This window comes from Rhodococcus sp. SJ-3 (genome assembly GCF_051918125.1).
Lineage (GTDB): Bacteria > Actinomycetota > Actinomycetes > Mycobacteriales > Mycobacteriaceae > Rhodococcus.
This window is the reverse complement of sequence record NZ_CM123306.1, coordinates 5437478-5459659: the sequence shown is the minus strand read 5'-3', so window position 1 is coordinate 5459659 and position 22182 is coordinate 5437478. Positions and strand designations below refer to the sequence as shown.

The 22182-nt window shown below is 65.1% G+C and carries 22 protein-coding genes; 6 read left to right on the top strand and 16 right to left on the bottom strand.

From position 1 onward, the window contains the following. The first annotated feature begins 51 nt into the window (after window positions 1-51). Genes nuoL through nuoN form a run of 3 tightly spaced genes read left to right on the top strand, consistent with a single transcriptional unit; the run spans window position 52 to window position 5306 of the window. The gene (gene nuoL, locus ACTDXD_RS25355) at window positions 52-1944 is read left to right on the top strand and encodes an NADH-quinone oxidoreductase subunit L (protein ID WP_440124908.1); all 1893 of its coding nucleotides are present in this window, start codon (window positions 52-54) and stop codon (window positions 1942-1944) included. A gap of 15 nt (window positions 1945-1959) precedes the next feature. Next, window positions 1960-3660 (top strand): NADH-quinone oxidoreductase subunit M, encoded by a 1701-nt coding sequence (locus ACTDXD_RS25350; RefSeq protein WP_440124907.1) that lies wholly within the window; start codon window positions 1960-1962, stop codon window positions 3658-3660. Beyond that, on the top strand, window positions 3657-5306 hold the full coding sequence (nuoN, locus tag ACTDXD_RS25345) for an NADH-quinone oxidoreductase subunit NuoN (protein ID WP_440124906.1): 1650 nt from the start codon (window positions 3657-3659) through the stop codon (window positions 5304-5306). Before ACTDXD_RS25350 ends, nuoN begins: the two co-directional genes overlap by 4 nt. A gap of 19 nt (window positions 5307-5325) precedes the next feature. Here the strand turns inward: nuoN and ACTDXD_RS25340 are convergent, their stop codons facing one another. Genes ACTDXD_RS25340 through ACTDXD_RS25325 form a run of 4 tightly spaced genes read right to left on the bottom strand, consistent with a single transcriptional unit; the run spans window position 5326 to window position 9402 of the window. Continuing rightward, window positions 5326-6102: a glycerophosphodiester phosphodiesterase gene (locus ACTDXD_RS25340; protein ID WP_440124905.1), complete on the bottom strand. Its 777-nt coding sequence runs from the start codon at window positions 6100-6102 to the stop codon at window positions 5326-5328. After that, window positions 6102-7490 (bottom strand): ABC transporter substrate-binding protein, encoded by a 1389-nt coding sequence (locus ACTDXD_RS25335; RefSeq protein WP_440124904.1) that lies wholly within the window; start codon window positions 7488-7490, stop codon window positions 6102-6104. Before ACTDXD_RS25335 ends, ACTDXD_RS25340 begins: the two co-directional genes overlap by 1 nt. Window positions 7491-7543: 53 nt before the next feature. Continuing rightward, window positions 7544-8443 carry a carbohydrate ABC transporter permease gene (locus ACTDXD_RS25330; protein ID WP_440124903.1) on the bottom strand — a complete coding sequence of 300 codons (900 nt, stop codon included), beginning with the start codon at window positions 8441-8443 and terminating at the stop codon, window positions 7544-7546. Next, a complete protein-coding gene (locus tag ACTDXD_RS25325; RefSeq protein ID WP_440127797.1) occupies window positions 8440-9402 on the bottom strand; it encodes a carbohydrate ABC transporter permease in 963 nt (320 codons plus the stop codon). Before ACTDXD_RS25325 ends, ACTDXD_RS25330 begins: the two co-directional genes overlap by 4 nt. A 318-nt stretch (window positions 9403-9720) precedes the next feature. On the opposite strand from ACTDXD_RS25325, the gene ACTDXD_RS25320 reads away from it, so the two are divergent. Together ACTDXD_RS25320 and ACTDXD_RS25315 are read left to right on the top strand one after the other, a co-directional pair. Next, window positions 9721-10569, top strand: a complete 849-nt coding sequence (locus ACTDXD_RS25320) for a DeoR/GlpR family DNA-binding transcription regulator (RefSeq protein ID WP_440124902.1) — start codon at window positions 9721-9723, stop codon at window positions 10567-10569. 8 nt (window positions 10570-10577) lie between these two features. Continuing rightward, a complete protein-coding gene (locus ACTDXD_RS25315; protein WP_440127796.1) occupies window positions 10578-11249 on the top strand; it encodes an HAD family hydrolase in 672 nt (223 codons plus the stop codon). A gap of 65 nt (window positions 11250-11314) precedes the next feature. On the opposite strand, the gene ACTDXD_RS25310 is transcribed toward ACTDXD_RS25315, so the two are convergent. Next, on the bottom strand, window positions 11315-12397 hold the full coding sequence (locus tag ACTDXD_RS25310; RefSeq protein WP_440124901.1) for an ABC transporter ATP-binding protein: 1083 nt from the start codon (window positions 12395-12397) through the stop codon (window positions 11315-11317). Window positions 12398-12608: 211 nt separating this feature from the next. On the opposite strand from ACTDXD_RS25310, the gene ACTDXD_RS25305 reads away from it, so the two are divergent. Continuing rightward, entirely contained in the window at window positions 12609-13481 is an 873-nt protein-coding gene (locus tag ACTDXD_RS25305; RefSeq protein WP_440124900.1) for a helix-turn-helix domain-containing protein, read from the top strand. Here the strand turns inward: ACTDXD_RS25305 and ACTDXD_RS25300 are convergent, their stop codons facing one another. From ACTDXD_RS25300 to ACTDXD_RS25250, 11 genes are all read right to left on the bottom strand, one after another. Then, the gene (locus ACTDXD_RS25300; RefSeq protein WP_440124899.1) at window positions 13482-14213 is read right to left on the bottom strand and encodes an SDR family oxidoreductase; all 732 of its coding nucleotides are present in this window, start codon (window positions 14211-14213) and stop codon (window positions 13482-13484) included. Then, entirely contained in the window at window positions 14210-14476 is a 267-nt protein-coding gene (locus ACTDXD_RS25295) for an Atu4866 domain-containing protein (protein WP_440124898.1), read from the bottom strand. Before ACTDXD_RS25295 ends, ACTDXD_RS25300 begins: the two co-directional genes overlap by 4 nt. Before the next feature lie 103 nt (window positions 14477-14579). Continuing rightward, window positions 14580-15152: a hypothetical protein gene (locus ACTDXD_RS25290; RefSeq protein ID WP_440124897.1), complete on the bottom strand. Its 573-nt coding sequence runs from the start codon at window positions 15150-15152 to the stop codon at window positions 14580-14582. A gap of 242 nt (window positions 15153-15394) precedes the next feature. Further along, a complete protein-coding gene (locus tag ACTDXD_RS25285; protein ID WP_440124896.1) occupies window positions 15395-16231 on the bottom strand; it encodes a methylamine utilization protein in 837 nt (278 codons plus the stop codon). 46 nt (window positions 16232-16277) lie between these two features. Continuing rightward, on the bottom strand, window positions 16278-16613 hold the full coding sequence (locus ACTDXD_RS25280; RefSeq protein ID WP_440124895.1) for a cupredoxin domain-containing protein: 336 nt from the start codon (window positions 16611-16613) through the stop codon (window positions 16278-16280). A gap of 11 nt (window positions 16614-16624) precedes the next feature. Next, window positions 16625-16966 carry a plastocyanin/azurin family copper-binding protein gene (locus ACTDXD_RS25275; RefSeq protein ID WP_440124894.1) on the bottom strand — a complete coding sequence of 114 codons (342 nt, stop codon included), beginning with the start codon at window positions 16964-16966 and terminating at the stop codon, window positions 16625-16627. A 10-nt stretch (window positions 16967-16976) separates the two neighbouring features. Continuing rightward, the gene (locus ACTDXD_RS25270; protein ID WP_440127795.1) at window positions 16977-18554 is read right to left on the bottom strand and encodes a multicopper oxidase domain-containing protein; all 1578 of its coding nucleotides are present in this window, start codon (window positions 18552-18554) and stop codon (window positions 16977-16979) included. A 35-nt stretch (window positions 18555-18589) separates the two neighbouring features. After that, the gene (locus tag ACTDXD_RS25265) at window positions 18590-19897 is read right to left on the bottom strand and encodes a hypothetical protein (RefSeq protein ID WP_440124893.1); all 1308 of its coding nucleotides are present in this window, start codon (window positions 19895-19897) and stop codon (window positions 18590-18592) included. Then, window positions 19894-20511: a methylamine dehydrogenase light chain gene (locus tag ACTDXD_RS25260; RefSeq protein WP_440127794.1), complete on the bottom strand. Its 618-nt coding sequence runs from the start codon at window positions 20509-20511 to the stop codon at window positions 19894-19896. The genes ACTDXD_RS25265 and ACTDXD_RS25260 overlap by 4 nt, the downstream gene beginning before the upstream one ends. Before the next feature lie 145 nt (window positions 20512-20656). Beyond that, window positions 20657-21256 carry a redoxin domain-containing protein gene (locus ACTDXD_RS25255; protein ID WP_440124892.1) on the bottom strand — a complete coding sequence of 200 codons (600 nt, stop codon included), beginning with the start codon at window positions 21254-21256 and terminating at the stop codon, window positions 20657-20659. A gap of 43 nt (window positions 21257-21299) precedes the next feature. Next, window positions 21300-21887 carry a MauE/DoxX family redox-associated membrane protein gene (locus ACTDXD_RS25250; RefSeq protein WP_440124891.1) on the bottom strand — a complete coding sequence of 196 codons (588 nt, stop codon included), beginning with the start codon at window positions 21885-21887 and terminating at the stop codon, window positions 21300-21302. Between the last annotated feature and the right edge of the window lie 295 nt (window positions 21888-22182).

Here is a 22182-nt window from a genome sequence, read left to right as displayed (position 1 = left end):
GTCAGGACGGGTGAGTGTGACTCCACATGAAGCGACGAGAGGACGTGCGTCATGAGCTCGTCGATCGCCACGATCATCTGGCTGATTCCGGCTCTGCCACTCGTGGGCGCCGCCGTACTGCTGCTGGCCGGGCGCCGCAGTGACCCGTGGGGGCATCTGCTCGGATGCGCCACCGCGCTCGCCTCGTTCGTACTCGGACTCGTCGCCTTCGCCGACATGCTCGGCGCCGCGACCGCGGAACGCACAGCACAGAAGACCCTGTTCGTGTGGGTCCCGGTGGAGAGCCTGCAGGTCGACTTCGGGTTGCAGCTCGATCAGCTGTCGATGTGCTTCGTCCTGCTGATCACAGGGGTGGGCTCGCTGATCCACTTCTACTCGATCGGCTACATGGCGCACGACGCCGCCCGGCGTCGTTTCTTCGCGTACCTGAACCTCTTTCTCGCCGCGATGCTGCTGCTCGTGCTCGCCGACAACTTCCTCGGCCTCTATCTCGGCTGGGAAGGCGTCGGATTGGCGTCGTACCTTCTCATCGGGTTCTGGCAGCACAAACCCACCGCCGCGACCGCGGCGAAGAAGGCATTCGTGGTCAACCGTGTCGGCGATATCGGTCTGCTCGTTGCCCTCATGGTGATGTTCGCGACTTTCGGCACGCTGTCGTACGACGAGGTGTTCGCAGCAGTTCCTTTCGCGGACCAAGGCACGATCACTGCACTCGGCTTGGCGTTGCTGCTCGCCGCATGCGCGAAATCCGCACAATTGCCGCTGCAGTCGTGGCTCGGCGACGCGATGGAAGGGCCCACACCGGTGTCGGCTCTGATCCACGCCGCGACGATGGTCACCGCAGGTGTCTACCTCATCACCCGTGCCCACACGGTTTTCGATGCGGCACCCGTGGCGCAACTCGCGGTTGTCGTCGTGGGCACCGCAACCCTCCTGTTCGGCGCGATCATCGGCTGCGCGAAGGACGACATCAAGAAGGCGCTCGCAGCGTCGACGATGAGCCAGATCGGATATATGGTGCTCGCGGCGGGGCTCGGTCCGGCCGGCTACGCCTTTGCGATCCTGCATCTGCTCACTCACGGATTCTTCAAGGCCGGGCTGTTTCTCGGCGCCGGATCGGTGATGCACGGGATGAACGACGAGACCGATATGCGACGCTACGGCGGTCTGCGCACACTCATGCCGCTCACGTTCATCACATTCGGGCTCGGGTATCTCGCGATCATCGGTATCCCTCCCTTCGCAGGCTTCTTCTCCAAGGACAAGATCATCGAAGTGGCGTTCGCCGAGCCGGGCGCGAAGGGCGTGATCCTCGGTGTCGCCACTTTGCTCGGCGCAGGCCTGACCGCCTTCTACATGAGCCGCGTGATGATCATGACGTTCTTCGGGGAACGTCGTTGGAGTGAGGATGCCGATCCCCACGAATCCCCGGGCATCATGGTGTGGCCGATGATCCTGCTCGCCGTGGGCTCGGTTGCCGCCGGTGCTCTGCTCGTTCTCGGTGGGTCGCTGCAGCATTGGCTCGAACCGGTCGTCGGATCCGCGCACCACGAGGGTGGTCTGCCGGTATGGCTGGTCACGCTCATGACACTCGCGGTGGTCCTCGCCGGTGTCGGGGCCGCCTACCGGCAGTACGCGACCCGCCAGATCCCCGACACGGCTCCCGACGATGTGTCGGCGCTGACCGTGGCCGCGCGCAACGACCTCTACGGAGATGCGTTCGACGAAGCGGCGTTCATGCGCCCCGGTCAGGGAATGGTGCGCACGCTGGTCGCAGTCGAGAACACCGGTGTGACCGGCGGCGTCTCCGGAATCTCGAGCGCCGTCGGGACGCTCTCGGGTTCGTTGCGACGCCTGCAGACAGGCTTCGTCCGTTCGTACGCCCTGTACATGTTCGCCGGTGCGGCCGTCGTGGTCGCAGCGCTGATGCTGGTGCGGTTGTGAGGGGGTGAACCGAGCATGAACGAATTTCCGTGGTTGACGATTCTGTGGGTGCTCCCGGTTGCCGGTGCCGTCGTCGTTCTCGCGTTGCCCGCGCGGATGCGGACCCTCGCCAAGAGCGTCGCCGTCGTCGCAGGTCTGCTGACCCTCGCGGTTGCGGTGGTGCTTGCGGTGATGTTCGAACCCGGCGGAGAACAGTTCCAGTTCGTCGAATCACACTCGTGGATTCCGGCTTTCGGGGCCGGGTACACGCTCGGAATCGATGGCATCGCGTTGGTGCTCGTGCTGTTGACCACGGTGCTGGTGCCGCTGCTCCTCATCGCCGGATGGCACGACGACCGGCATGCCGTCGTCGAGGCTGCTCCCGCATCCCGCCGTCGAGCCGCTCACACCTATACGGCGTTGATCCTGCTCGTCGAGGCGATGGTGCTCATCTCTTTCGTCTCGCTCGACATTCTCCTGTTCTACGTGTTCTTCGAAGCGATGCTCATCCCGATGTATTTCCTCATCGGTGGGTTCGGCGGTCGCGGCAGCGAACGGGCCCAACGCTCCAGAGCCGCGGTGAAGTTCCTGATCTACAACCTGTTCGGCGGTCTGATCATGCTTGCCGCGGTCATCGGGCTGTATGTGGTCACCGAGCAGGCGGGGCTGGGGGAGTCGGGCACCGTTGGTACCTTCGACTTCCGGCGCATCGTCGACGCAGCCTCCTCGGGTGAGCTCGGCGCGACCCCCGCCGTTCTCAATGCGCTGTTTCTCGGATTCATGTTCGCGTTCGCCGTCAAGGCGCCGCTGTGGCCGCTGCACAGCTGGCTACCCGACGCCGCGGTGCAGACGACCCCGGTGTCCGCGGTGCTGATGATGGCGGTGGTCGACAAGGTCGGTACATTCGGGATGCTGCGGTACTGCCTGCAACTGTTCCCCGACGCCTCGGTCTACTTCGCACCGCTGGTCGTGACCCTGTCGGTGATCGGCATCGTCTACGGCGCGATGCTCGCGATCGGGCAGACCGACGTGATGCGACTGATCGCATACACCTCCATCTCGCATTTCGGCTTCATCATTCTGGGGATCTTCGCGATGACCAGTCAGGGCCAGGCGGGGTCGACGCTATACATGGTCAATCACGGCATCTCCACCGCTGCGCTGTTCCTGATCGCAGGGTTCCTGGTCGCGCGGCGCGGATCCCGTGCGATCGCGGCGTACGGCGGAGTCCAGAAGATCGCTCCGATTCTCGCAGGCACGTTCCTCATCGCGGGTCTCGCCACGTTGTCGTTACCGGGCCTCGCGCCATTCGTCAGCGAGTTCCTCGTCTTCGTCGGCACCTATCCGCGCTACCAGGTCGCAGCGATCATCGCCACCATCGCGCTTGTTCTGTCCGCGCTGTACGTGCTGTGGCTCTACCAGCGCATGATGGGCGGACCGGTGCTCGCCGACCCCGGACCGTCGCCGGGTGATCCTCTGGGCGAGGGTTCGGGTGAGAGACACGGAACTTCGATCACTGATCTCGTACCCCGCGAAATCCTCGTGGTCGCACCCTTGATCGCCCTGCTGATCGTCCTCGGGGTCTATCCGAGACCAGTGCTGGACGTGATCACTCCAGCTGTGGACCACACGCTCGTGACGGTCGGCGAGCAGGATCCCGTACCGCTCGTTCCACCCGAGACACCAGTGGCCGAAGGTGAGACCGTCGTCGGCTCCGGAGGAGGTACGCACAGGTGAGATCCTTCGACAATCTCGACCACACTGCGGTTCTCGCTCAGGCGCTTCCCGCGCCCGATATCGACTACGGCGTGCTCAGCCCGATGCTCATCGTGTTCGGGGTCGCGGTGGTGGGTGTCGTCGTCGAGGCGTTCGCACCCGCCCGCGCACGCTACGCGAGCCACGTGGTGTTGGCCTTCGCGGGCCTGTTGGCGGCGCTCGTTGCGGTCGTCCTGCTTGCGGGAACCGAGACCACCACCGCCGCCGGGGCGGTCGTGATCGACGGCCCGGCTCTGTACCTGCAGGCCGCGATCCTGGTCGTATCGATTCTCGCGGTCGCGCTCATCGCCGAGCGTGGTGTCGAGGGTGCACGAACGACGGTGGATGCTGCGGTGGCCCTGGATACCGCGGGAGCCGCGGTCGGTCCGGGATCGACCCGGACGAGAACAGACGCGTTTGCTCCGCAGGCCGCAGCGGTACCCGGCAGCGCCGCCGAACGTGAAGCCACCGATGCGGGCATTGCACGCACCGAAGTGTTCCCGCTGGCGTTGTTCGCAGTCGGTGGCATGATGCTTTTCCCCGCCTCGGATGACCTGTTGACGATGTTCATCGCACTCGAAGTGCTCTCACTGCCGCTGTATCTGCTGTGTGGGCTGTCGCGGCGACGTCGTTTGCTGTCGCAGGAGGCAGCACTCAAATACTTTCTCCTCGGTGCGTTTTCGTCGGCGTTCTTCCTCTACGGTGTCGCGTTGCTCTACGGCTACGCGGGAACGATCTCGCTGGCGGGAATTGCCGACACCGTGGAGTCCGGTGGTGGCAGCGACATCACCGCCCTGATCGGTGTCGGTCTGCTGTCGGTGGGCCTGCTGTTCAAGATCGGTGCGGTGCCGTTCCACTCGTGGACACCCGACGTCTATCAGGGGGCGCCCACCGCGGTGACCGCATTCATGGCCGCGGCAACGAAGATTGCGGCGTTCGGAGCGCTGCTGCGAGTGCTCTACGTCGCGGTGCCGGGCCTGAGCGGCGAGTGGCGCCCGATCTTGTGGGCCGTGGCCATCGCCACGATGCTGGTCGGTGCCGTTCTCGCGGTGACGCAGACCGATGTCAAACGGATGCTGGCGTATTCGGCGATCAGCCATACCGGCTTCGTGCTCACCGGTGTCGTCGCCGCCAATGAGCAGGGCATCTCGTCGACGCTGTTCTATCTGGCCGTCTACGGGATCGGCACCATCGGTGTGTTCGCGGTGGTCACCTTGATCCGCGACTCCGACGGCGAAGCCTGGAACCTGTCGCGCTGGGAGGGAATGGGACGTCGTTCACCGGTGCTCGGCGGCGTGTTCGCGCTGTTCCTGTTGTCGATGGCAGGGATCCCACTCACCGGCGGTTTCATCGCAAAGCTGAGCGTGTTCAGCGCTGCGATCTCGGGCGGCGCGGTGCCGCTGGTGATCGTCGGCGTGGTCGCGAGCGCGATCGCCGCCTACTTCTACGTTCGGGTGATCGTGCTCATGTTCTTCCGCGACCCACCGTCCGCTGCGCCCGCGATCGTGATGCCGAGCGTGCTCACGACGGTCACCATCGCGGTGACCGCCGTGATCACGCTACTGCTCGGGATTCTCCCGCAACCGTTGCTCGATCTGGTCGGGCAGGCAGCGCACTTCCTGTCCTGACCGAGGTCGCGGGCGTCCGTCAGTTCGGCAGCTGTGCGCGGGCCTGCGCGAGCCACTCGACGCCCGCGCGCGGGTCGTCGACGGTGCCGCCGTTGAAACCGAGTTCGAGTCCGCGGCGCACCTCGTCGAGGCTCCGGACCGGCCACGCTGCCATCTCGTAGCCGGCGTCGTAAATCCGTTCGACGAGTGTGTCGGTCAGACCGTCCCAACCGCAGTAGAACGCGGCTGCCCCCACCTCGGCGAGGACCCGCTCGATGCCGTTCGGGTGATGCTCGGTGTCCGGGTAGCCGTGCGTGATCAACCCGCGCGTGATATCCGGTACGAGGGAACGCATGCGGCGCAGCGCCTCCGGCTGGAAGCTCGTGAACCGGATGCGTTCGGCGTCGGCCGGATGTACTCCGTCGACGACCCGGGCGATCTCGTCGCACGCGTCGACGGCCTTGATCTCGACCTGCAGCGGCACCGTCGTCGCGGCAATCACCTCCGCCAGGGTCGGCACGTGGCGTCCGGCACCGACATCGACCGCTGCGATCTGCTCGTACGTCAGGTCTGCGACGGGGCCGAGGCCACGCCCGTCCTCGGACGCTGCGGTGCGGTCGAGGGTCGCGTCGTGCAGCACGATCGCGACACCGTCGGCGGACAACCGGATGTCGAATTCGAGTTCGTCGACCCCGATCTCCTCGGCGAGCCGGAACGATTCGAGGGTGTTCTCAGGCGACAGATCCCGTGCACCGCGATGTCCGACAACGGCATACGTGTCGCGCCGGCCGTTCTGTGTGAATGTCTGCAAGGTCATCAAGCCACCAGCTCCTCGTACTGCGGACGGACGTCTTCGATGTCGCGGCGAATGACCGCGGCGGCAGCACCGAGTGCGGCTGCCGGATCGGCGTTCTCGGTGTAGAGCTTCTGGATGACGGTGCGCATCTCGAGGATGGTCGAGCCCACGTACAGACGGGCGGGGTCGGGCTGACGAGCCCGGTCCAGCTGGGCCACGGCCAGTCCGTAGTTGGGGTCCTCGGCGATGCGGGTCGTGACGATCGGCGATTGGGTGGCACCCTTCGTCGCGGGCAGATAGCCGGTGCCGACGGCCCACTCGGCGGCCTCGTCGTCACCCGCGAGGAACTCGATCACCTTCGCAGCAGCGGCCTTGCGTTCCGGGTCGGCGTTCTTGAGGATGCCCAGGCCGGCGCCGCCGGTCGGGACACCCGTGTCCGTGGCGACCGGCAGGAAACCGGCACCGAGCTCGAATCCTGCAGCTTCGGAGCCCTTGCTCAGGCCGGTGAGCGATCCCGTGGAGTTGGTGATCGTCGCGACGAGACCATTGGTGAAGTCGGTGTTGATCTCCTGGGCGAGGTACCCGATCTTGTCGTCGTTGACGCACGCGCGGTCGAACTCGGCGGCCGCGATCGCACGGGCGGAGTCGACCATGACATCCAAACCCTCGGACATCGCTCCACCGTAGTTCCACAGCAGTCCCTGGAAGTACCAGTCGTCGGAACCGGTGTACGCGCGCATCATCAGTTTGTTGCCCCGGTAGTCGCGCCCCGTGATCCGGTTGCCCCAGTCCCGGAATTCGTCCCACGTCTCGGGTGCGCGGTCGGGAAGACCGGCCTGCGAGAAGATCTCTTTGTTGTAATAGAACAGCGGAGTCGAGCGGCCGAACGGGAGCCAGTACGGCTCCTCGCGCACCACACCCTCGGCGTAGAGGCGGTCGTGGTAGGTGTCGGCGTTCCACGAATCGGTGAAGTAACTGCTGAGCGGCTCCATGTGACCCGACAGAAAGAACTTGTTCCACGACACATCGGAGAAGATGGCGAGCTCGGGAACCTGCCGTGCCTGCAGTCCGGCGGACAGTTTCTCGGTCAGTCCGTCGTAGCCCTGGAACACCTGGACCTCGACGTAGATGTCCGACTGGGACTCGTTGAACTTGTTGATGAGATTCGCGAGGACCTCACCGTTGGTGCCCGACCATCCGCTCCAGAACACGACATTCGTGCGTCCTGCGAACTGCGCGGGGGGAGAGACATCCGGCTGCGCGAACCCGCCCGACGACGGGCCGCCCCCGGGCGCACCACACGCCGCGAGGATCGGAATCGATGCGGCGGCGCCGCCTGCGATGGTCAGGAAACGGCGGCGGCTGAGCTGTGACGCACTCAGCGAGTGTCCTCTGGTGAACAGCGACATGGGATTTCTCCTCGGTTTCGAAAGGTGGCGGAAGCGTGGGGAGGGGAAAGTGGTCAACGTCGAACTGCGGCGCCGGCAAGACCGTCGACGATGTAACGCTGCGCGAACAGGAACAACAGCAGCATCGGTAGGATGACGAGGCTCGTGCCCGCCATGATCGGACCCCACTGGTCGACGCCCTCGGTTTCCTTCAGGAACATCAGACCGATCGGAAGAGTGCGTGCCTGAAGGGTGTTGGTGACCAGCAGTGGCCAGATGAAGTCGTTCCACTCGTCGATCACCGCGATCAGCGCAACCGTCACCACCGCGGGTTTCGACATCGGCAGCACGAAATGGACGAGTCGGCGCAGGTGGCCACAGCCGTCGAGTTCGGCGGCCTCGAGGACTTCCTTGGGGAGGGACAGGAAGTGCTGCCGCAACAGGAACGTCCCGAATGCGCTTGCCAGGCCCGGCAGGAAGATGCCCGCGTAGGTGTTGATCAGGCCGAGATTGCCGATCGTGATGTAGTTGATCAGCAACGTGACATGCCCGGGCACCATCAGAGCGCCGAGCACCGCGAAGAACACCACCTTCTTGCCCGGGAATCGCAGGAACGCGAACGCATACGCACTGAACACCGCGAGCAGGACCTTGAGTGTCGAACCCGCCGCGGTCACGATGACGGAATTGACGAAGAACTGCCCGAACGGGACGGCCTCCCACGCACGTACGAAGTGGTCGAACGTGACTGTGGTGGGAATCCACTGCAGGGGCCAACGGTAGATTTCGGTCTCCGGTTTGAATGCCGACGACAGCATCCAATAGAACGGGATGAGGAACACGAGGCCGACGGCGATCAAGCCGAGCGTGGCACCGAGAGTGCGGGGCGGGACCAGGCGCTGACGTCGTGCACCCGAGTGCGCGGGCGTGGTCTGCGGTGATTGCTGCGACTGGGATTCGATCGTGGCGGTCACCGGTAATGCACCTTCTTCTCGACGAATCGCATCTGGACCACCGTGACGACCATCAGCAGAACGAACATGATCATTGCGCCTGCGGCCGCGGATCCCGCCTTGAACTGCCGGAATCCCTCGTTGTAGATGAACCAGCTCAACGTGGTGGTCGCGCCGGCGGGCCCGCCACCGGTCATCATGGCGATGAGGTCGAACGACTGGAACGCCGCGATCACCTGGGTGACCAGGAGGAACAGCGTGGTCGGCGACAGTAACGGCAGCTTCACATACCGGAACACCTGCCAGCGATTGGCGCCATCGAGCTTCGCCGCTTCGAGGACATCTCCGGGAAGGGACTGCAGCGCAGACAGATACACGATGGCGACGAAGCCCACGCCCTTCCAGATCGACACGATGATCAGCGCAGGCAAGGCCCACTGGCCGGATGTCGTCCAATGCGGTGAATCCAGCCCGAACAGGGAGAACAGGGCGCGCGAGAGTCCGTAATTGGGATCGAAGAGGAACAGCCACACCGCGGCGACCGCGGCCCCCGACAGGATGTGCGGGGAGAAGGCGAGCGCCGAGGCTGCCGATCGGCCGCGTGCTGCGGTGGTGAAGAGCAGTGCCAGGGCGAGACCACCGATCAGACTCACTCCCACGACCACGACAACCCAGATAACGGTGATGCGCAGTACCCGAAGGAACGACGGGTCGGTGAGCAAGTGGATGTAGTTTTCGAATCCCACGAAGGTGGGGCTCGGCGCGATCATGTCCCAGCGCGTCAGACTCAGGTATGCGTTGCCGATGACGGGCCAGTACGCGAACACCGCAATCAGTGCCAGGTTCGGAAACGCGAACAGGGCGAACAGCAGGTACTCCCGTCGCAGGCGTCGGGATCGGTTGCGATGCTGCACCGGCTCCGCGCCGGGGCGCTCACGAGGCTTCGCCGATGTCGTGGGCACAGGGCGCTCGGCTGTCATGGACACGTCCACCCTCCTTTCACATATCACTCGATTGTTATAAGTACCGTCGACGCGATCATGTTGGCACTCGGCAACGGAACCGTCAAAGCGCCTCCCCCGAGGGTGGAACATGCCGACTCTTGCGGCAGTACTGATTTAAAAAGACTGGTACACAATGTAATTAAGTCATTTATGTGGGTCGGCCCAGAGGGGTGGAATGTGTATGGTTCGGGTGAAATCCGGCAATTCTTCGACATCTGTTCATGGACCGTTAATCACACTTCAAGTGATATAAACAGTGTCGACGACACCAGCGCAGCGGAAGGCCGACCGACAATGTCGCAACGGATCATCAGTCACTCCCGACGGGGACGCCTCGACGCGATCCTCGAATGCCTGCTCGCCGACGAGACCGAATCGGCGCAGTCGCTTGCGACACGGTTCGGGGTCTCGCTCATGACGGTGCACCGCGACCTCGACGAACTGCAGCGGCGCGGTGTCGTCCGTAAGTTCCGGGGCGGGGTCAGCGTGGCGCGCACCAGCACGTACGAGATCAGCGCACCGCTTCGACGGCTCGTGGCGGTACCGCAGAAGAAGGCCATCGCCGCGGCAGCCGCGCGGATGGTCGGACCGGGCCAGTCCGTGCTTCTCGACGATTCGACCACCGTCGCAATGACGCTCGACCATCTGCTCGGGATCGAAGAACTGCACATCGTGACCAACTACCTCCCGACGCTGACACGCATTGCGCACGAGGGCGGCCCCACCGTCGCAGCGATCGGTGGAACGTTCGATGTCGGACACGAATCGTTCCTCGGGGTGGGCGCCGTGGGCGCGATCCGGGCATTGCGTGTCGACACCGCGTTCCTCTCGACCACCACTGCGGACGCCGACGGCCTCTACCACCAAGAGGAATCGATCGTCGCGGTGAAGTCCGAGATGCTGCGCTCCGCGCGCCGACGGGTGCTCCTCGTCGATTCCGGCAAACTCGGCGACACGTCGCTGCACCAGATCTCGGAGTGGGATGCGGTGGACGACCTCATCACCGACGTCGATGCGCCCGCAGACCTGCTCGACGCGTTGCGGTCGCGCGGAGTGACCGTCACCGTAGTCGACCCGGCCCCGCACACCACAGAACCCGCACCCGGCACCGAGGCCGCGGATCAGCACAACGAGGAGAAGTAGTGATTCAGATGGAGACCGGCGTGCACGCCGTCTTGTGGGACATGGACGGCACACTCGTCGACACCGAACCGTACTGGTTCCGGGCCGAAACGGAACTCTGTGCGGCATACGGGATTCCATGGAGCGACAAACAGGCCTCTGCTCTCGTCGGCAATGCGCTTCCGACGTCGGCTGCGGTCTTGCGCGATGCCGGCGTGGGCCTCGATGTCCGGGCAATAATCGATATGCTCCTCGAATCCGTCATCGAGCAGGTTCGGCAGGCAGTCCCGTGGCGGCCGGGTGCTCGCGAACTCCTCGCAGAAGTGCGCGGTGCCGGCATCCCCTGTGCGATGGTGACGATGAGTGAGCAGCGCCTCGCGTCGGAGATCGTCGACCTGCTTCCCGCAGAAACATTCGAATTCCTGGTCACCGGGGACATGGTCGGTCGAGGCAAACCCGATCCCGAACCGTACCGGATCGCGGTGGAGAACCTTCGAGCCATCCGGGGCGATCTGTCGCTCGATCGAATCGTGGCGATCGAGGATTCGCTGCCGGGCCTGGCTTCGGCCACCGCTGCCGGTGTCGTCACCATCGGCGTGCCCAACATGGTGTCGCTGCCCGACGGTCCCGGTCATATCGTATGGTCGACCCTCGAAGGGCGGGGCGTCGCGCACCTGACGGAGCTCGTCGGAGCACACTGACGACCGCTCTGCTCCAGCACGTCGAGCGGGTGGATCCGGATCGACCGGATCCACCCGCTCGCGCGTCAGGCGCTCAGACGTAGCCCGGTCTTGTTGTCGAACACGTGCAGACCCGCCGTATCGGGACGCACCCGCACGACCGCATCGGCGGAGGGGACAGCGGCGCCGTCGGTGCGGACGGTGACCTGATGACGCGAACCTCCTACGTTCATGTGTCCGTACAGATATGCGTCGGCACCCAGTTCCTCCACCACGTCGACGATCATCTCGATGCCGTCCCGGCCGCCGGTCAATCGCAGCGACTCCGGCCGGACGCCGATCGTCACGGAATCAGTGTGGACAGCACCGAGTATCGACCGTTCGACGGGAACGGTGACGCCGGCGAAATCGACTCCGCCGTCGACGATCGGAAGATCGAGAAGGCTCATCGCCGGTGATCCGATGAACCCGGCGACGAACCGGTTCGCAGGACGCGCATAGAGATTTCGCGGGGTGTCGATCTGCTGGAGCACACCGCCGTCGAGCACCGCAACGCGATCGCCCATCGTCATGGCTTCGACCTGATCGTGGGTGACGTACATCGTGGTCACGCCGAGTGCACGTGTGAGTCGCGCGATCTCGTTGCGTGTCTGCACGCGCAGCTTCGCATCCAGGTTCGACAACGGCTCGTCCATCAGGAATACCTGCGGGTTGCGCACGACTGCCCGGCCCATCGCCACCCTCTGACGTTGCCCCCCGGACAGCGCCTTCGGCTTGCGATCCAGATACGGATCGAGATCCAGCATCCGTGCAGCTTCGGCGATACGACGATCGCGCTCCTGTTTCGACACTCCGCCGATCTTCAGCGCGAAACCCATGTTCTCGGCGACGGTCATATGCGGGTAGAGCGCATAGTTCTGGAAGACCATCGCGATATCGCGATCTTTCGAATCGACGTCGGTCACATCGGTGTCGCCGATGAACAGTCTGCCGTCGTCGATTTCTTCGAGGCCCGCGAGCATGCGCAATGTGGTGGTCTTCCCGCAGCCGGACGGGCCGACGAGAACCAGGAACTCGCCGTCGGCGATCTCGAGGTCGAGTCGGTCGACCGCGGCGCGATCGGAATCAGGGTAGCGACGAGTGACGCCGTCGAAAGTAACTGTGGCCATGAGGGCTCCCTTTCACGGGCAGGAACGTGCCCGACGATCCGTGGTGAAGGGACGAGCGTCCGATCCCTTGGATCTCACTCTGTGTGCGTGAACGGATGCCGCTTCGATGGTGAACGGGTGGTGTCGCACTCGACGACAATTCGAGGCGTCGTCGCTGGGTGGGTGCAGTGCACCCACCCGTGACCGACGGACACGGAACTACCATCGGAACATGCCTTCCAGTGAACTCGGCGATTTCCTTCGGTCACGTCGCGCGCAGATCTCTCCGTTGGAGGTGGGGCTTCGCAGCTACGGCACTCGGCGGGTCCGGGGACTTCGGCGTGAGGAAGTTGCGATCACCGGTGGGCTCAGTTCCGACTACTACACCCGATTGGAGCAGGGGCGAGAACGACACCCCTCCGTGCAAGTTCTCGACGCCCTGTCTCGTGCGTTGCGGCTCGACGCAGACCAGGAGATGCACCTGTACAGGCTGGCAGGGCTGGTGCCGAGCATCCACGGGTCAGGTGCGCCCGAATCCGTCGGTGCCGCACTCCTCCAGTTGATGGATACATTCGATTCCACCCCGGCATTCGTACTGAATCGGACGCTCGACATCGTGGCATGCAACCCGCTCGCCGTGGCACTCTTCTCGCCGTTCGCCAGTGCCGACAACCTGGTGCGGATGGTGTTCACCGATCCGGCGGGCATCTTGTTCTACGCCGACTGGCGTCGCGCGGCCCAGGCCACGGTCGCGACGCTCAGGTTGGCCGTCGGGCATGATTCGCATGATGCGCGTCTGGCGCGCTTGGTCGACGAGGTCTCGGCGGTGAGTCCTGAGTTCCGGCAACTCTGGGATGAAGGGGAGGTGCGAGGCAAAACCATGGAAGCGAAGAAGTTCGTTCACCCCCAAGTGGGTGCGTTGACATTGACCTTCCATGCGTTCGATGTGCGCGAACAACCTGGTCTGCAGATGGTGATCTACCGGGCGGAACGGGGATCTCCGAGCGATGAGGCGCTGCGGCTGCTCGGCTCCCTCATTGCGACGAGCGACCGGGAACGAGAGAACGCAACTGCAGGGAGCGATCTCCCGTCCCGGCCGGCCTGATTACTGTGCGCTGGCGGCGGGGCGCACGATGATCTCGTTCACATCGACGTCTGCCGGTTGGCCGATTGCGTACGCGATCGCGCGGGAAATCGCCTCGGCAGGAAGTGCAACAGCACGGTACGCTCTCATCTCCTCGCGGGCAGACTCATCCGAAATGCTCTCCGCCAATTCGGATTCCGTCACCCCGGGAGAGACAACGGTGACACGCACCTCCCCGGACGATTCCTGGCGCAGTCCCTCGGAGATCGCCCACACCGCGTGCTTGGTCGCGCAGTAGACGGCCCCCGTCGGAACCACTTCGTGCGCGCCGACCGACGCGATGTTGACGATATGTCCGCGCCCTTGCGCCTGCATCACGGGTAGTGCTGCGGCGATGCCGTTGAGAACGCCACGAATGTTCACGTCGATCATCCGGCTCCATTCGTCGACCTTCAGGGCCGCGAGCGGAGACAACGGCATGACGCCGGCATTGTTCACCAACACGTCGACGCGACCGAAATGTTCATGCGCCGACGAGACGAACGAGCGGACATCGGTTGTGTCCGTGACGTCGACTCTGCGACACGCTGCGACGCCGCCAGCAGCGATGATCTCCTGCACCAGGTGCTCGAGGTGTTCGGTACGCCGCGCACCGAGAAACACCTGGTGGCCATCGTCGGCGAGGGCGCGTGCGGTCGCGGCGCCGATCCCGCTGCTCGCTCCCGTGATCAGGACTGTTTTGGGTTCGATCACGACAGTGTGCCCTCTCGGTACAGGACGAGATGCTCGTGAAAGAGCACCCCGTCGCGAAGATCTCCGGTTGCGGTGAAACCGCTGTCGTCGACGTACTCGAGATGACTCCCTGCCACGGTGTAATTTCCGGTGTACGCACTCCGCCGTGCGCCACGTGCCTCGTCGTAGCGCCCATCGGACCGCAACTCCTGGCGAATGAATCCGTCTGCTGTCACCCACATGCCGACGACGTCGGCCTGGCTCTCGGTTTCCGTTTGCTCCATCACTACCCTTTCTCGACTCGGTGATCCGAGTCTTGCGAGATTCAGGGCGCGTGGGCAGGACGTGGTGAGACCGGGTGCCGCGCACCCTGCCTGGCCACAGACGTCATCCTCCGTGACCGAGTGGATTCCGATACACGCTGGAGCAGCCGTTCTCGCGTACGAGAACATCGTCGAACGCGGCGATCAGGCCGTCCGGGAACCACCGCGCGCCATGATCGCTGCTGGTCGCGACGACGGTGAGGTTGCGTGCGTGAGCAGTGGTCACCAGGTCCGTCAATCGCTCGCGGTCGGGGAGATCCAATTTCGCGATCGTCGTCGAGAGTCCCGCGAGTAGCAACAGCCGCCGAGGCCCGGCGGCTGCTGAGTCCAACTCGGCGAGCATTCGGCCGATCCGCTCCGGAGTGTCCGCCCACGAGGCGTCCCATTCGGTTGCCTTCGGGGACCCGGCGAGCCAGTGGTGGCGATGATGCGGATCGGCGACGAACAATTCGTGGGTGCCTCTGGACAGCACGCCCGTTGCGACGAGGGTGAGTGGCAGGTTGGGAAAGTTCTCCGTGTCGCGTTGATGCACGAGAAGGTTGCGTCCGGCAGTCACTGCCCACGCCACGCTGTTGCCGTTGCCGTCGCGCCCGAAGGGGATGACGAGACCGCCCGCACGATCCTGCGAACGGCACACCGCGCGAACCCGGGCGTGGTCGCCGCGGGGCCGGCCGGAATGCGACCGAACCGCGTTTGAACAGCTTCGATGCGTGGGCGGGATGACGGGATGCGCCATGTCGTGGTCCGTTCCATGTCGGCGATGTCCGAATCTGTGTTCGATACCGCAGTCAGGCTAACCGCACCCACCGACAGACAGGTGTGCCCCGGGCTCATGAAGCCCGGGGCACAGGTCCCGGCATCCGCGTGGATCGGAATCGATCAGATCAGCGCAACGCCCGCGAACACGGCGAGGCCCGCCAGAGCAGCGCCGGTCACGGCCTGCACCCGGCGATCGACGACGCACATCACCGACAGGAAACCGGGCATCGATCCACCGCGGCGAGTGTGTGCGATGGCCGCGACGCTCGGCATGCACCGGCCGAGTGACACGACGGTGAACATCGCGGCACCGAGCGCCGGCGATCCGGCCGCGAGCACCCCGAGCACCAGCAGGTAGTACGCGCTGGACCGGATGAAGATCAGGAAACCGGGGCCGATGATCGCGCCGAACAGTAGCGACACCTTCCACGGAGCCATTGTCCGACGAAGGTGCCGGGGCAACTGCTGCCGTCGCATCGGTGTGGGCATCGTCAGAACACCGATCTCGTGCAGTCCGTACGCCAGCGCGAACACTGCCCATCCGGCGAGCAGCCACAAGGGCGACAGCGTCGCAGCGGTCACCGAGCCGATCGTGCCGAGCAGCGCACCGGTCACGGCACCCGTACCGACAGAGCCGAGCGCATGCCAGGCCAGGCGCCGCACCGGTGTGGACGATCCTTTCCGGCCCGGCTGCTTCGGAGCGGCGACGACACCCGCCACGGACATGCCGCAGGTGGACCAGTTGGCAGCGAGGGACGTGACGAGCCCGGCTCCGACGACAGCGACCGTCAGGGCCGTTGCCGTCGTCGGTGAGGCCAGGGCGGCGGACCCCGCCCCGGCCACTGAGGCACCGGCCGCGAGGCCGAGGCGGGTCTGCGCCGACACGGCACCGGCGAGCGTCGGACGGATATCGGGTAGATCGGTGTCGATCGGTTCATGGGTGAGGACAGTCGTCATCGGTAACCTCCAGAATCGTTGCTGTGTAGTAATTCCCGCTCGGGTATCAGCGGACGGTGACTGTTCCGTTCATGTACGGGTGGATCGAGCAGATGTAGCTGTAGGTGCCCGGACTGTCGAACGTGTGCGAAAAGGTGCCCTCGCCGGTGATGCCGCTGTCGAACTCACCGGGTGACTCCACGCGGTGGAGGACGCCGCCGTCGTCGAATCGCCATTCGACGGTGTCGCCGGCCGACACCGTGGCATCCATCGGGTTGTACCGCACGTTGCTGATCTCGATCACCGTGTCAGGCCCGGCGGCGGAACATCCGGTCGATGCAAGTGCCGCGACGCCGATGGTGAGTGCCCACCGGCTCCAGGCCCGCCCGGGGCCCTGCATCATGGACGGCCGCACTACCGGACGATCACGGTGCCGACCATCGACGCGTGCGGCGTGCAGTGATAGGTGTACGTGCCGGGGTCGTCGAAGGTGTACTCGTAGGTGCCCTCGGTGAGCAGTTCGCTCTGCAGCAGGCCTTCGAGGGGTCCGTCGCCGGCGACGTCGTGGGGGAGTCCGTTGTCGTCGAACTTCCACCGGACCGTCTGGCCCTGCTCGATCGTGACCGAGGCGGGTGAGTACGACATGTTCGTCACGTCGATCACCACGGCGGGTTCGGTGTCCGCCGCCGACGAACCGCACGCGGTCGGTCCGACGGTGGCGATCAGCGCGGCAATGAGTGGCAGCAGCTTCTTCACAGGTGTCCTCTCATCGGATGTATCGCAGGTTCGCGGTCATCCCGGCTTCGAAGTGATAGGCATTGTGGCAGTGGAACATCCACTCCCCAGGGTTGTCGGCGTCGAACTCGATGGCAAGTTCGGTGCCGGGTAGCACGTTGACGGTGTCGCGCCGGAGTCCGCCGTAGTCGGGGACCGCGAACGTGTGGCCGTGGGTGTGCATCGGATGCCACATCGTCGTGTTGTTCGCCATCGTGATGCGGATCCGCTCTCCCTGCCGCATCACCAGTTTTCCGGCATCCGGCCCGGCCATACCCCACACGTACCGATCTCCGGCCTGGATCAGCTCCACCCGGTAGTCCCGGTCTGCGGTGCGAGAATCCAACCGGACTGCGTCGACCGGTCGCAAGTCGCTCTCAGCGAGCAGGCGACCCGACAATTCCGGGACGAATCCGCCCACATCCGGATTCGGCAGGGGCGCCGCGTCGTTCGAGCGCAGCACCGTTGACGCGTATCCGTCCCGGCCCTCCACCTTCGCCACGATCGGCCACGCACCCGACTTCAGGGTGAGCAGCACGTCGTACCGCTGGGCCATGCCGACGATCAGGGTATCGACGGTGGTCGGGACGCAATCGAAGCCGTCCGCAGCGATCACCGTGAGTTCGTGGCCCGCGACTGCGAAGCGGTACGGCGTCTCGGCGGCTGCGTTGACGATCCGTAGCCGCACCCGGTTCCCGGGTGCCGCGGTCACCGTCTCGGGGTCGTTGGGCGGACGCCCGTTGATCAGGTGCATCGGGTAGCCGATGTGCTGGGTCATCCCGCCGAGAGGCCCCGACGAACCGTGACCTCCCGATACGAGCGACTGCGCCGCAGCGGTTTCCTCGGTGGTCTGTTCGGCCGGTGCGCCGCCTCCGCCATGCCCTGCGTGACCGCCGGATATCGCGGGATTGAGCGCCGCCAGCACTGCCTCGGGGGTGGTTCCGAGGCCGTCGACCCAATCGTCGAGGACCAGAACGGCGTCGACGTCGGCGCCGGAGGTATCGTGCGGATCCTCGACGATGAGGGCGCCGAACAGTCCACGGTCGGCCTGCAGGCCGCTGTGCGAGTGGTACCAGTGTGTGCCCGGGTCCGGGACGATGAAGTCGTACAGGAAATCACCACCCGGGCCGATCGGATCCTGCGTCACCGGCGCCGCACCGTCCATGTCGTTGCGGATGCGGATCCCGTGCCAGTGCAACGTCGTGTCCACTGCGAGGTCGTTGCGCACCGACACGAGCAATTTGTTGCGGACGCTCGCCCGCAGTTCCGGAGCCACCGCGCGGCCGCCGTACGACCAGGTGTCGACGAGCCGGCCACCGAGGTCGACGGTGGCCACCGCGGCGGTCAGCGCGACGGGCACTTCCCGCCCGTTCCATCCGCGCGCGGCTTCCGCCGCCAGGATCTCCGGATCGGTAGGGGAGATGTACTCGAGCGGAGGGCCGCCCGTCGCATCGGCCGAACTGCACGATGCCGCACCGAAACCGAGTACGCCGAACCCCACCGCACCGGCTCCGAGGGCGCCGATGCGGAGGAATCGACGACGGTCGAGGGTCGGTCCCGACCGCATCATTGCAGCACGCGACATCATTGCAGCACGCGACCGCGTCATTCCAGCACCTGGGGGGTGATGAGCGACCCGATGTCGTCGACGGTGCCGGTGACCTCAACGGAGCTGACCTGATCTCCTGTGGCGGCATCGATTCCGACGATCATCTGAGTGGTCTCGCCGTCGACCTCGGGACCGGATCCGACCACGTACAGGATGCTGCCGTCGACCGAGAATGCGCTGCTCGAGATCTCGGTGAGACCGAGAGTCGGCAGATCGAGAGTCTTGATCGGGGCGAAGGTCGCCGCGTCGACGAGTTCGACCTTCACCACGTCACCGCCGCGGGCGGAGTGCGGGTGGACCACCGAATCCGTGTACTCGATCGCGATTCGGGAGCCGGTGTTGTCGATCTCGTTGTCGGCGAACCGGCCGCCGTCCTGTCCGGCATTGCCGATCGGTGTGACTTCCGTAGCCGGCAGACCCTCCGAGAAGTCGAAGACGTAGACGTCGCCGTTCGCACCGACCAACAGGGACTTCTTCGCCTCCGCGGCCCACGTCACCGTACGGGTGCTGACGAAGTCCTCGGGGAGGACCTTCGAGCGGCTCGTCTCGGTCGGGACTCCGGTGTCGTCGATCGAGAACTGGATCAGCTCGCGCGTATCCTCACACACGCTGTAGAGCTCGTGCCCGTCGAGCCACGTGAACGGCCCGCAGCCGATGATCTGGAGGGAGCCGCTCTCCTTCTTCGCCTCGAGGTCGACGACGCGGATGCCGTACAGTCCGTCGTCCCAGGTCACGAAGAACCTACCGTCCGAGGTCACCGCACTCGAGCCCTCCCGTGAATGGGCGCGGGCGTAATCGGGGAGCAGCACCTCGGATGGTTCGAGCAGGTTGCCCGAGTAGGTGCTGACTGTGAATTCAGCGGTGCCGCGAGAGCCTCGCGGTCGCCACACCTCGGCCGCGAGCACCGCGGGATCGCTGGATGTCTCGCCGACGAATCCGTGGATCACGGGCGACCAGATGCCCGGCCCGACGACGAATCTGTTGCCCGCCACACCGGTCACCGGGTCGAGTGCATTGAGCTCGACCTCGAGACCCGTATTGACGACAGCGAGAAGGTCGGTCGCCTTGATCGGCTCGATGTCGCCGACGTGTACCGGTTCGGGGATCGTGGCGCCGATCTCCTGGTCGTCGTGGCCGAGCGAGATACCCTCACCCGGCGGAATGACGGGAACGGTGGGATATGTGACCTCGCCGTCGACGGTGGCGTCGTCGTTCGAACTGCATCCGGTGAGGACGAGCGCGGCGGCAAGCGGGATCGCTACCACGCTGGAGCGGGAAAGGCGCTTGGTGAGTGCAGAATTCATGCTCCCGCACCGACCTTCGGACGTGCGGCCGGTCGAGTCTGGCAGTCCTCGCCGATGATCGGGGCCATGGTGCAGGTGTACGACTGCGACTCGTCGGAGACGCACCAGATGATTTCCTGGTCGTAGCTGCCGGAGACCGGGTTGTACATGATCGCCTGCATGTCGGGTTCCCCGCAGAACGCATTGGAGCACGACGGTGCGCCGCAGCAGTCGTAATAGGCGATCAGGTAGGTCTTTCCGGTGTCGGGATTGGTGCAGCAGCCGACCCAGAACTCGGCGCCCGGCTTGCTGCCGGGGGCGCAGGTGGTGACGCCTCCGCCGTTGCAGGCCGCGCACGAGGTGCCGTCCATGTTGCACCAGCGCCAGTACTCGCATTCCGCGGGATCCTTGCCGTCGAAAGCGATGAACTGCGGATCCGGTGCGTCGGGGGCCGGGGCGGCCGGCGGTAGGTCCTGCGCCATCGCGCTGCGGGTGACCGGGAGCGAACTGATCAGCGCGACACCCGAGACGCCCATCGTCCAGCGGCCGATCCTGCTGAGCATCGACCGACGCGATGTGCGCTCGGACAGGGTGCGTCCCGCGCGGCTCGCGAGGGAACCACCCTGGCCGGCCATCCACGCTGCTTGCTCGCGGACGGTGTCTTCGTCGACCGGATATCGATTCTGGGTCGTACGGTGTTCTTCCACGGCGTACGCCTCCTTGTCTCGGGTGAATGGATCAGGGTCTCGGGTGAATGGATCAGGGTCTCGGGTGAATGGATCAGGCGGATTTCGCCTGCGCGTGCAGGTGCTGAAGGGACGGAGTGCCGGATTCGAGGGCATTGAGCAGACTCTCGACCTGCGCCATGTGGTTGCACAGGCCCTTGCCGCGGATCTTGCCGTGCTCGTCGAGAATCACCCCGTACGGCGTGGTGCCGACCTGGTATGCGATGCCGACGTCGCGAGCATCGATGTAGCTCAGTTCGGTGCCGATGTTGCTGCCTGCCAGGAACGCCTTGTGCTCTTCGGGGGTGCCGTCGGACACGATCACGACCTCGAGGTCGGTCTCCGCACGCGCCATCGCACGCAAACCGGGCAGCAGGCTCTTGCATGTGCTGCAACTCGGAGCGGTGAACATGAGCAGCTGTGCCTTCTCACGATGTCCACCGACGCGAACCGAGCGTCCGGCGTGGTCGACGAGCCCGGCGAACGAGGGACCGGCCTGCTCGACCTTCGGACCCGTGTCCATCATCCGTGCGCCGAGAGGGCCCAGGCGCACCTGGACGCGCCCGATTTCTCGGGCGAGCGCAAGCGTCATCAGGAGCAGCAGCGCGACCGCGATTGCCAGAACCACAACGGACACTACCAGGAATGTTGTCATCGAACGTGTCCTGTCTGTACGAAAGTTGTTGACGAAGAAGTGATCACGAGTCGAATCGAGACGTGGTACTCACCGCCCGGAGCTTGATCGAGGCGTTACTCAGATAGTCGTCGACCGGGCGCCGGCCGAGATGCACGACCGACCGGATCGATGCGACCGCAACGACGGCCAGCACGATCAGCGCACCACCTGCGGTGCCGGCCAGGTGTTCCGGCACAGTGACGTCCGGCGAACCGGCCACTGCGAGTGCCGTCGCCGTCGCCGCGAACGTCGCAGCACGGACGGCGTGGAACCAGCCGATGCGGGGGATCTCGTGCGCACCGAAGGCGAAACAGCCGCAGTCGAGATCGCTCCGCCCGCGGGCGAGATTCACGGTGAGCCCCATCGTGAACGCCACGAACAGCAGCGCGGCCGCCACAGCCGGCCACCGGCCACCGACGCCGATGATCAATGCGACGCCCACCAGCGTCTCGGCGATCGGCAGTGTCGCTGAGACCGTACGTTCCGCTCGGTCCGGCAGGAGCCGGTATCCCTTGACCACCGTCAGCAGTCCGTCCCGGTCGCGGAGCTTCGGAATGCCCGCGATCAGGAGCGTCCCACCGATGATCGATGCGACCATCACCCACAACATGGATCACGCCCTCTCTGTCGTCGGACCAATCGTGCTGGCGCGATGGGGCATTGATGAGTCGTCGGTGAAACGACCGTCGTGTCGGCGAGTGGGAATGCGCATGCACCAGGAGGAACCACTTCCGCGCAGGTGACGTGGTCGGGCACGACGCGTGCGGCTCTGCGGAGGTGATGCCCGGCACGGTCTGCTCGGTGCAGAGTCCGACACGATTTCCACTTGGGATCATGTCGCTGACACGACGGAAACACTCCCGTTACACCACGAGTCGTCCGGCGGGATTCGGAACACCGATCGG

Bases quoted from the DNA above. Each gene is read 5' to 3' on its own strand.
- nuoL (WP_440124908.1), top strand. From the start codon at position 52: ATGAGCTCGTCGATCGCCACGATCATCTGGCTGATTCCGGCTCTGCCA.
- ACTDXD_RS25350 (WP_440124907.1), top strand. From the start codon at position 1,960: ATGAACGAATTTCCGTGGTTGACGATTCTGTGGGTGCTCCCGGTTGCC.
- ACTDXD_RS25340 (WP_440124905.1), bottom strand. From the start codon at position 6,102: ATGACCTTGCAGACATTCACACAGAACGGCCGGCGCGACACGTATGCC.
- ACTDXD_RS25335 (WP_440124904.1), bottom strand. From the start codon at position 7,490: ATGTCGCTGTTCACCAGAGGACACTCGCTGAGTGCGTCACAGCTCAGC.
- ACTDXD_RS25325 (WP_440127797.1), bottom strand. From the start codon at position 9,402: ATGACAGCCGAGCGCCCTGTGCCCACGACATCGGCGAAGCCTCGTGAG.
- ACTDXD_RS25320 (WP_440124902.1), top strand. From the start codon at position 9,721: ATGTCGCAACGGATCATCAGTCACTCCCGACGGGGACGCCTCGACGCG.
- ACTDXD_RS25315 (WP_440127796.1), top strand. From the start codon at position 10,578: ATGGAGACCGGCGTGCACGCCGTCTTGTGGGACATGGACGGCACACTC.
- ACTDXD_RS25310 (WP_440124901.1), bottom strand. From the start codon at position 12,397: ATGGCCACAGTTACTTTCGACGGCGTCACTCGTCGCTACCCTGATTCC.
- ACTDXD_RS25305 (WP_440124900.1), top strand. From the start codon at position 12,609: ATGCCTTCCAGTGAACTCGGCGATTTCCTTCGGTCACGTCGCGCGCAG.
- ACTDXD_RS25295 (WP_440124898.1), bottom strand. From the start codon at position 14,476: ATGGAGCAAACGGAAACCGAGAGCCAGGCCGACGTCGTCGGCATGTGG.
- ACTDXD_RS25285 (WP_440124896.1), bottom strand. From the start codon at position 16,231: ATGACGACTGTCCTCACCCATGAACCGATCGACACCGATCTACCCGAT.
- ACTDXD_RS25280 (WP_440124895.1), bottom strand. From the start codon at position 16,613: ATGATGCAGGGCCCCGGGCGGGCCTGGAGCCGGTGGGCACTCACCATC.
- ACTDXD_RS25270 (WP_440127795.1), bottom strand. From the start codon at position 18,554: ATGATGCGGTCGGGACCGACCCTCGACCGTCGTCGATTCCTCCGCATC.
- ACTDXD_RS25265 (WP_440124893.1), bottom strand. From the start codon at position 19,897: ATGAATTCTGCACTCACCAAGCGCCTTTCCCGCTCCAGCGTGGTAGCG.
- ACTDXD_RS25260 (WP_440127794.1), bottom strand. From the start codon at position 20,511: ATGGCCGGCCAGGGTGGTTCCCTCGCGAGCCGCGCGGGACGCACCCTG.
- ACTDXD_RS25255 (WP_440124892.1), bottom strand. From the start codon at position 21,256: ATGACAACATTCCTGGTAGTGTCCGTTGTGGTTCTGGCAATCGCGGTC.
- ACTDXD_RS25250 (WP_440124891.1), bottom strand. From the start codon at position 21,887: ATGTTGTGGGTGATGGTCGCATCGATCATCGGTGGGACGCTCCTGATC.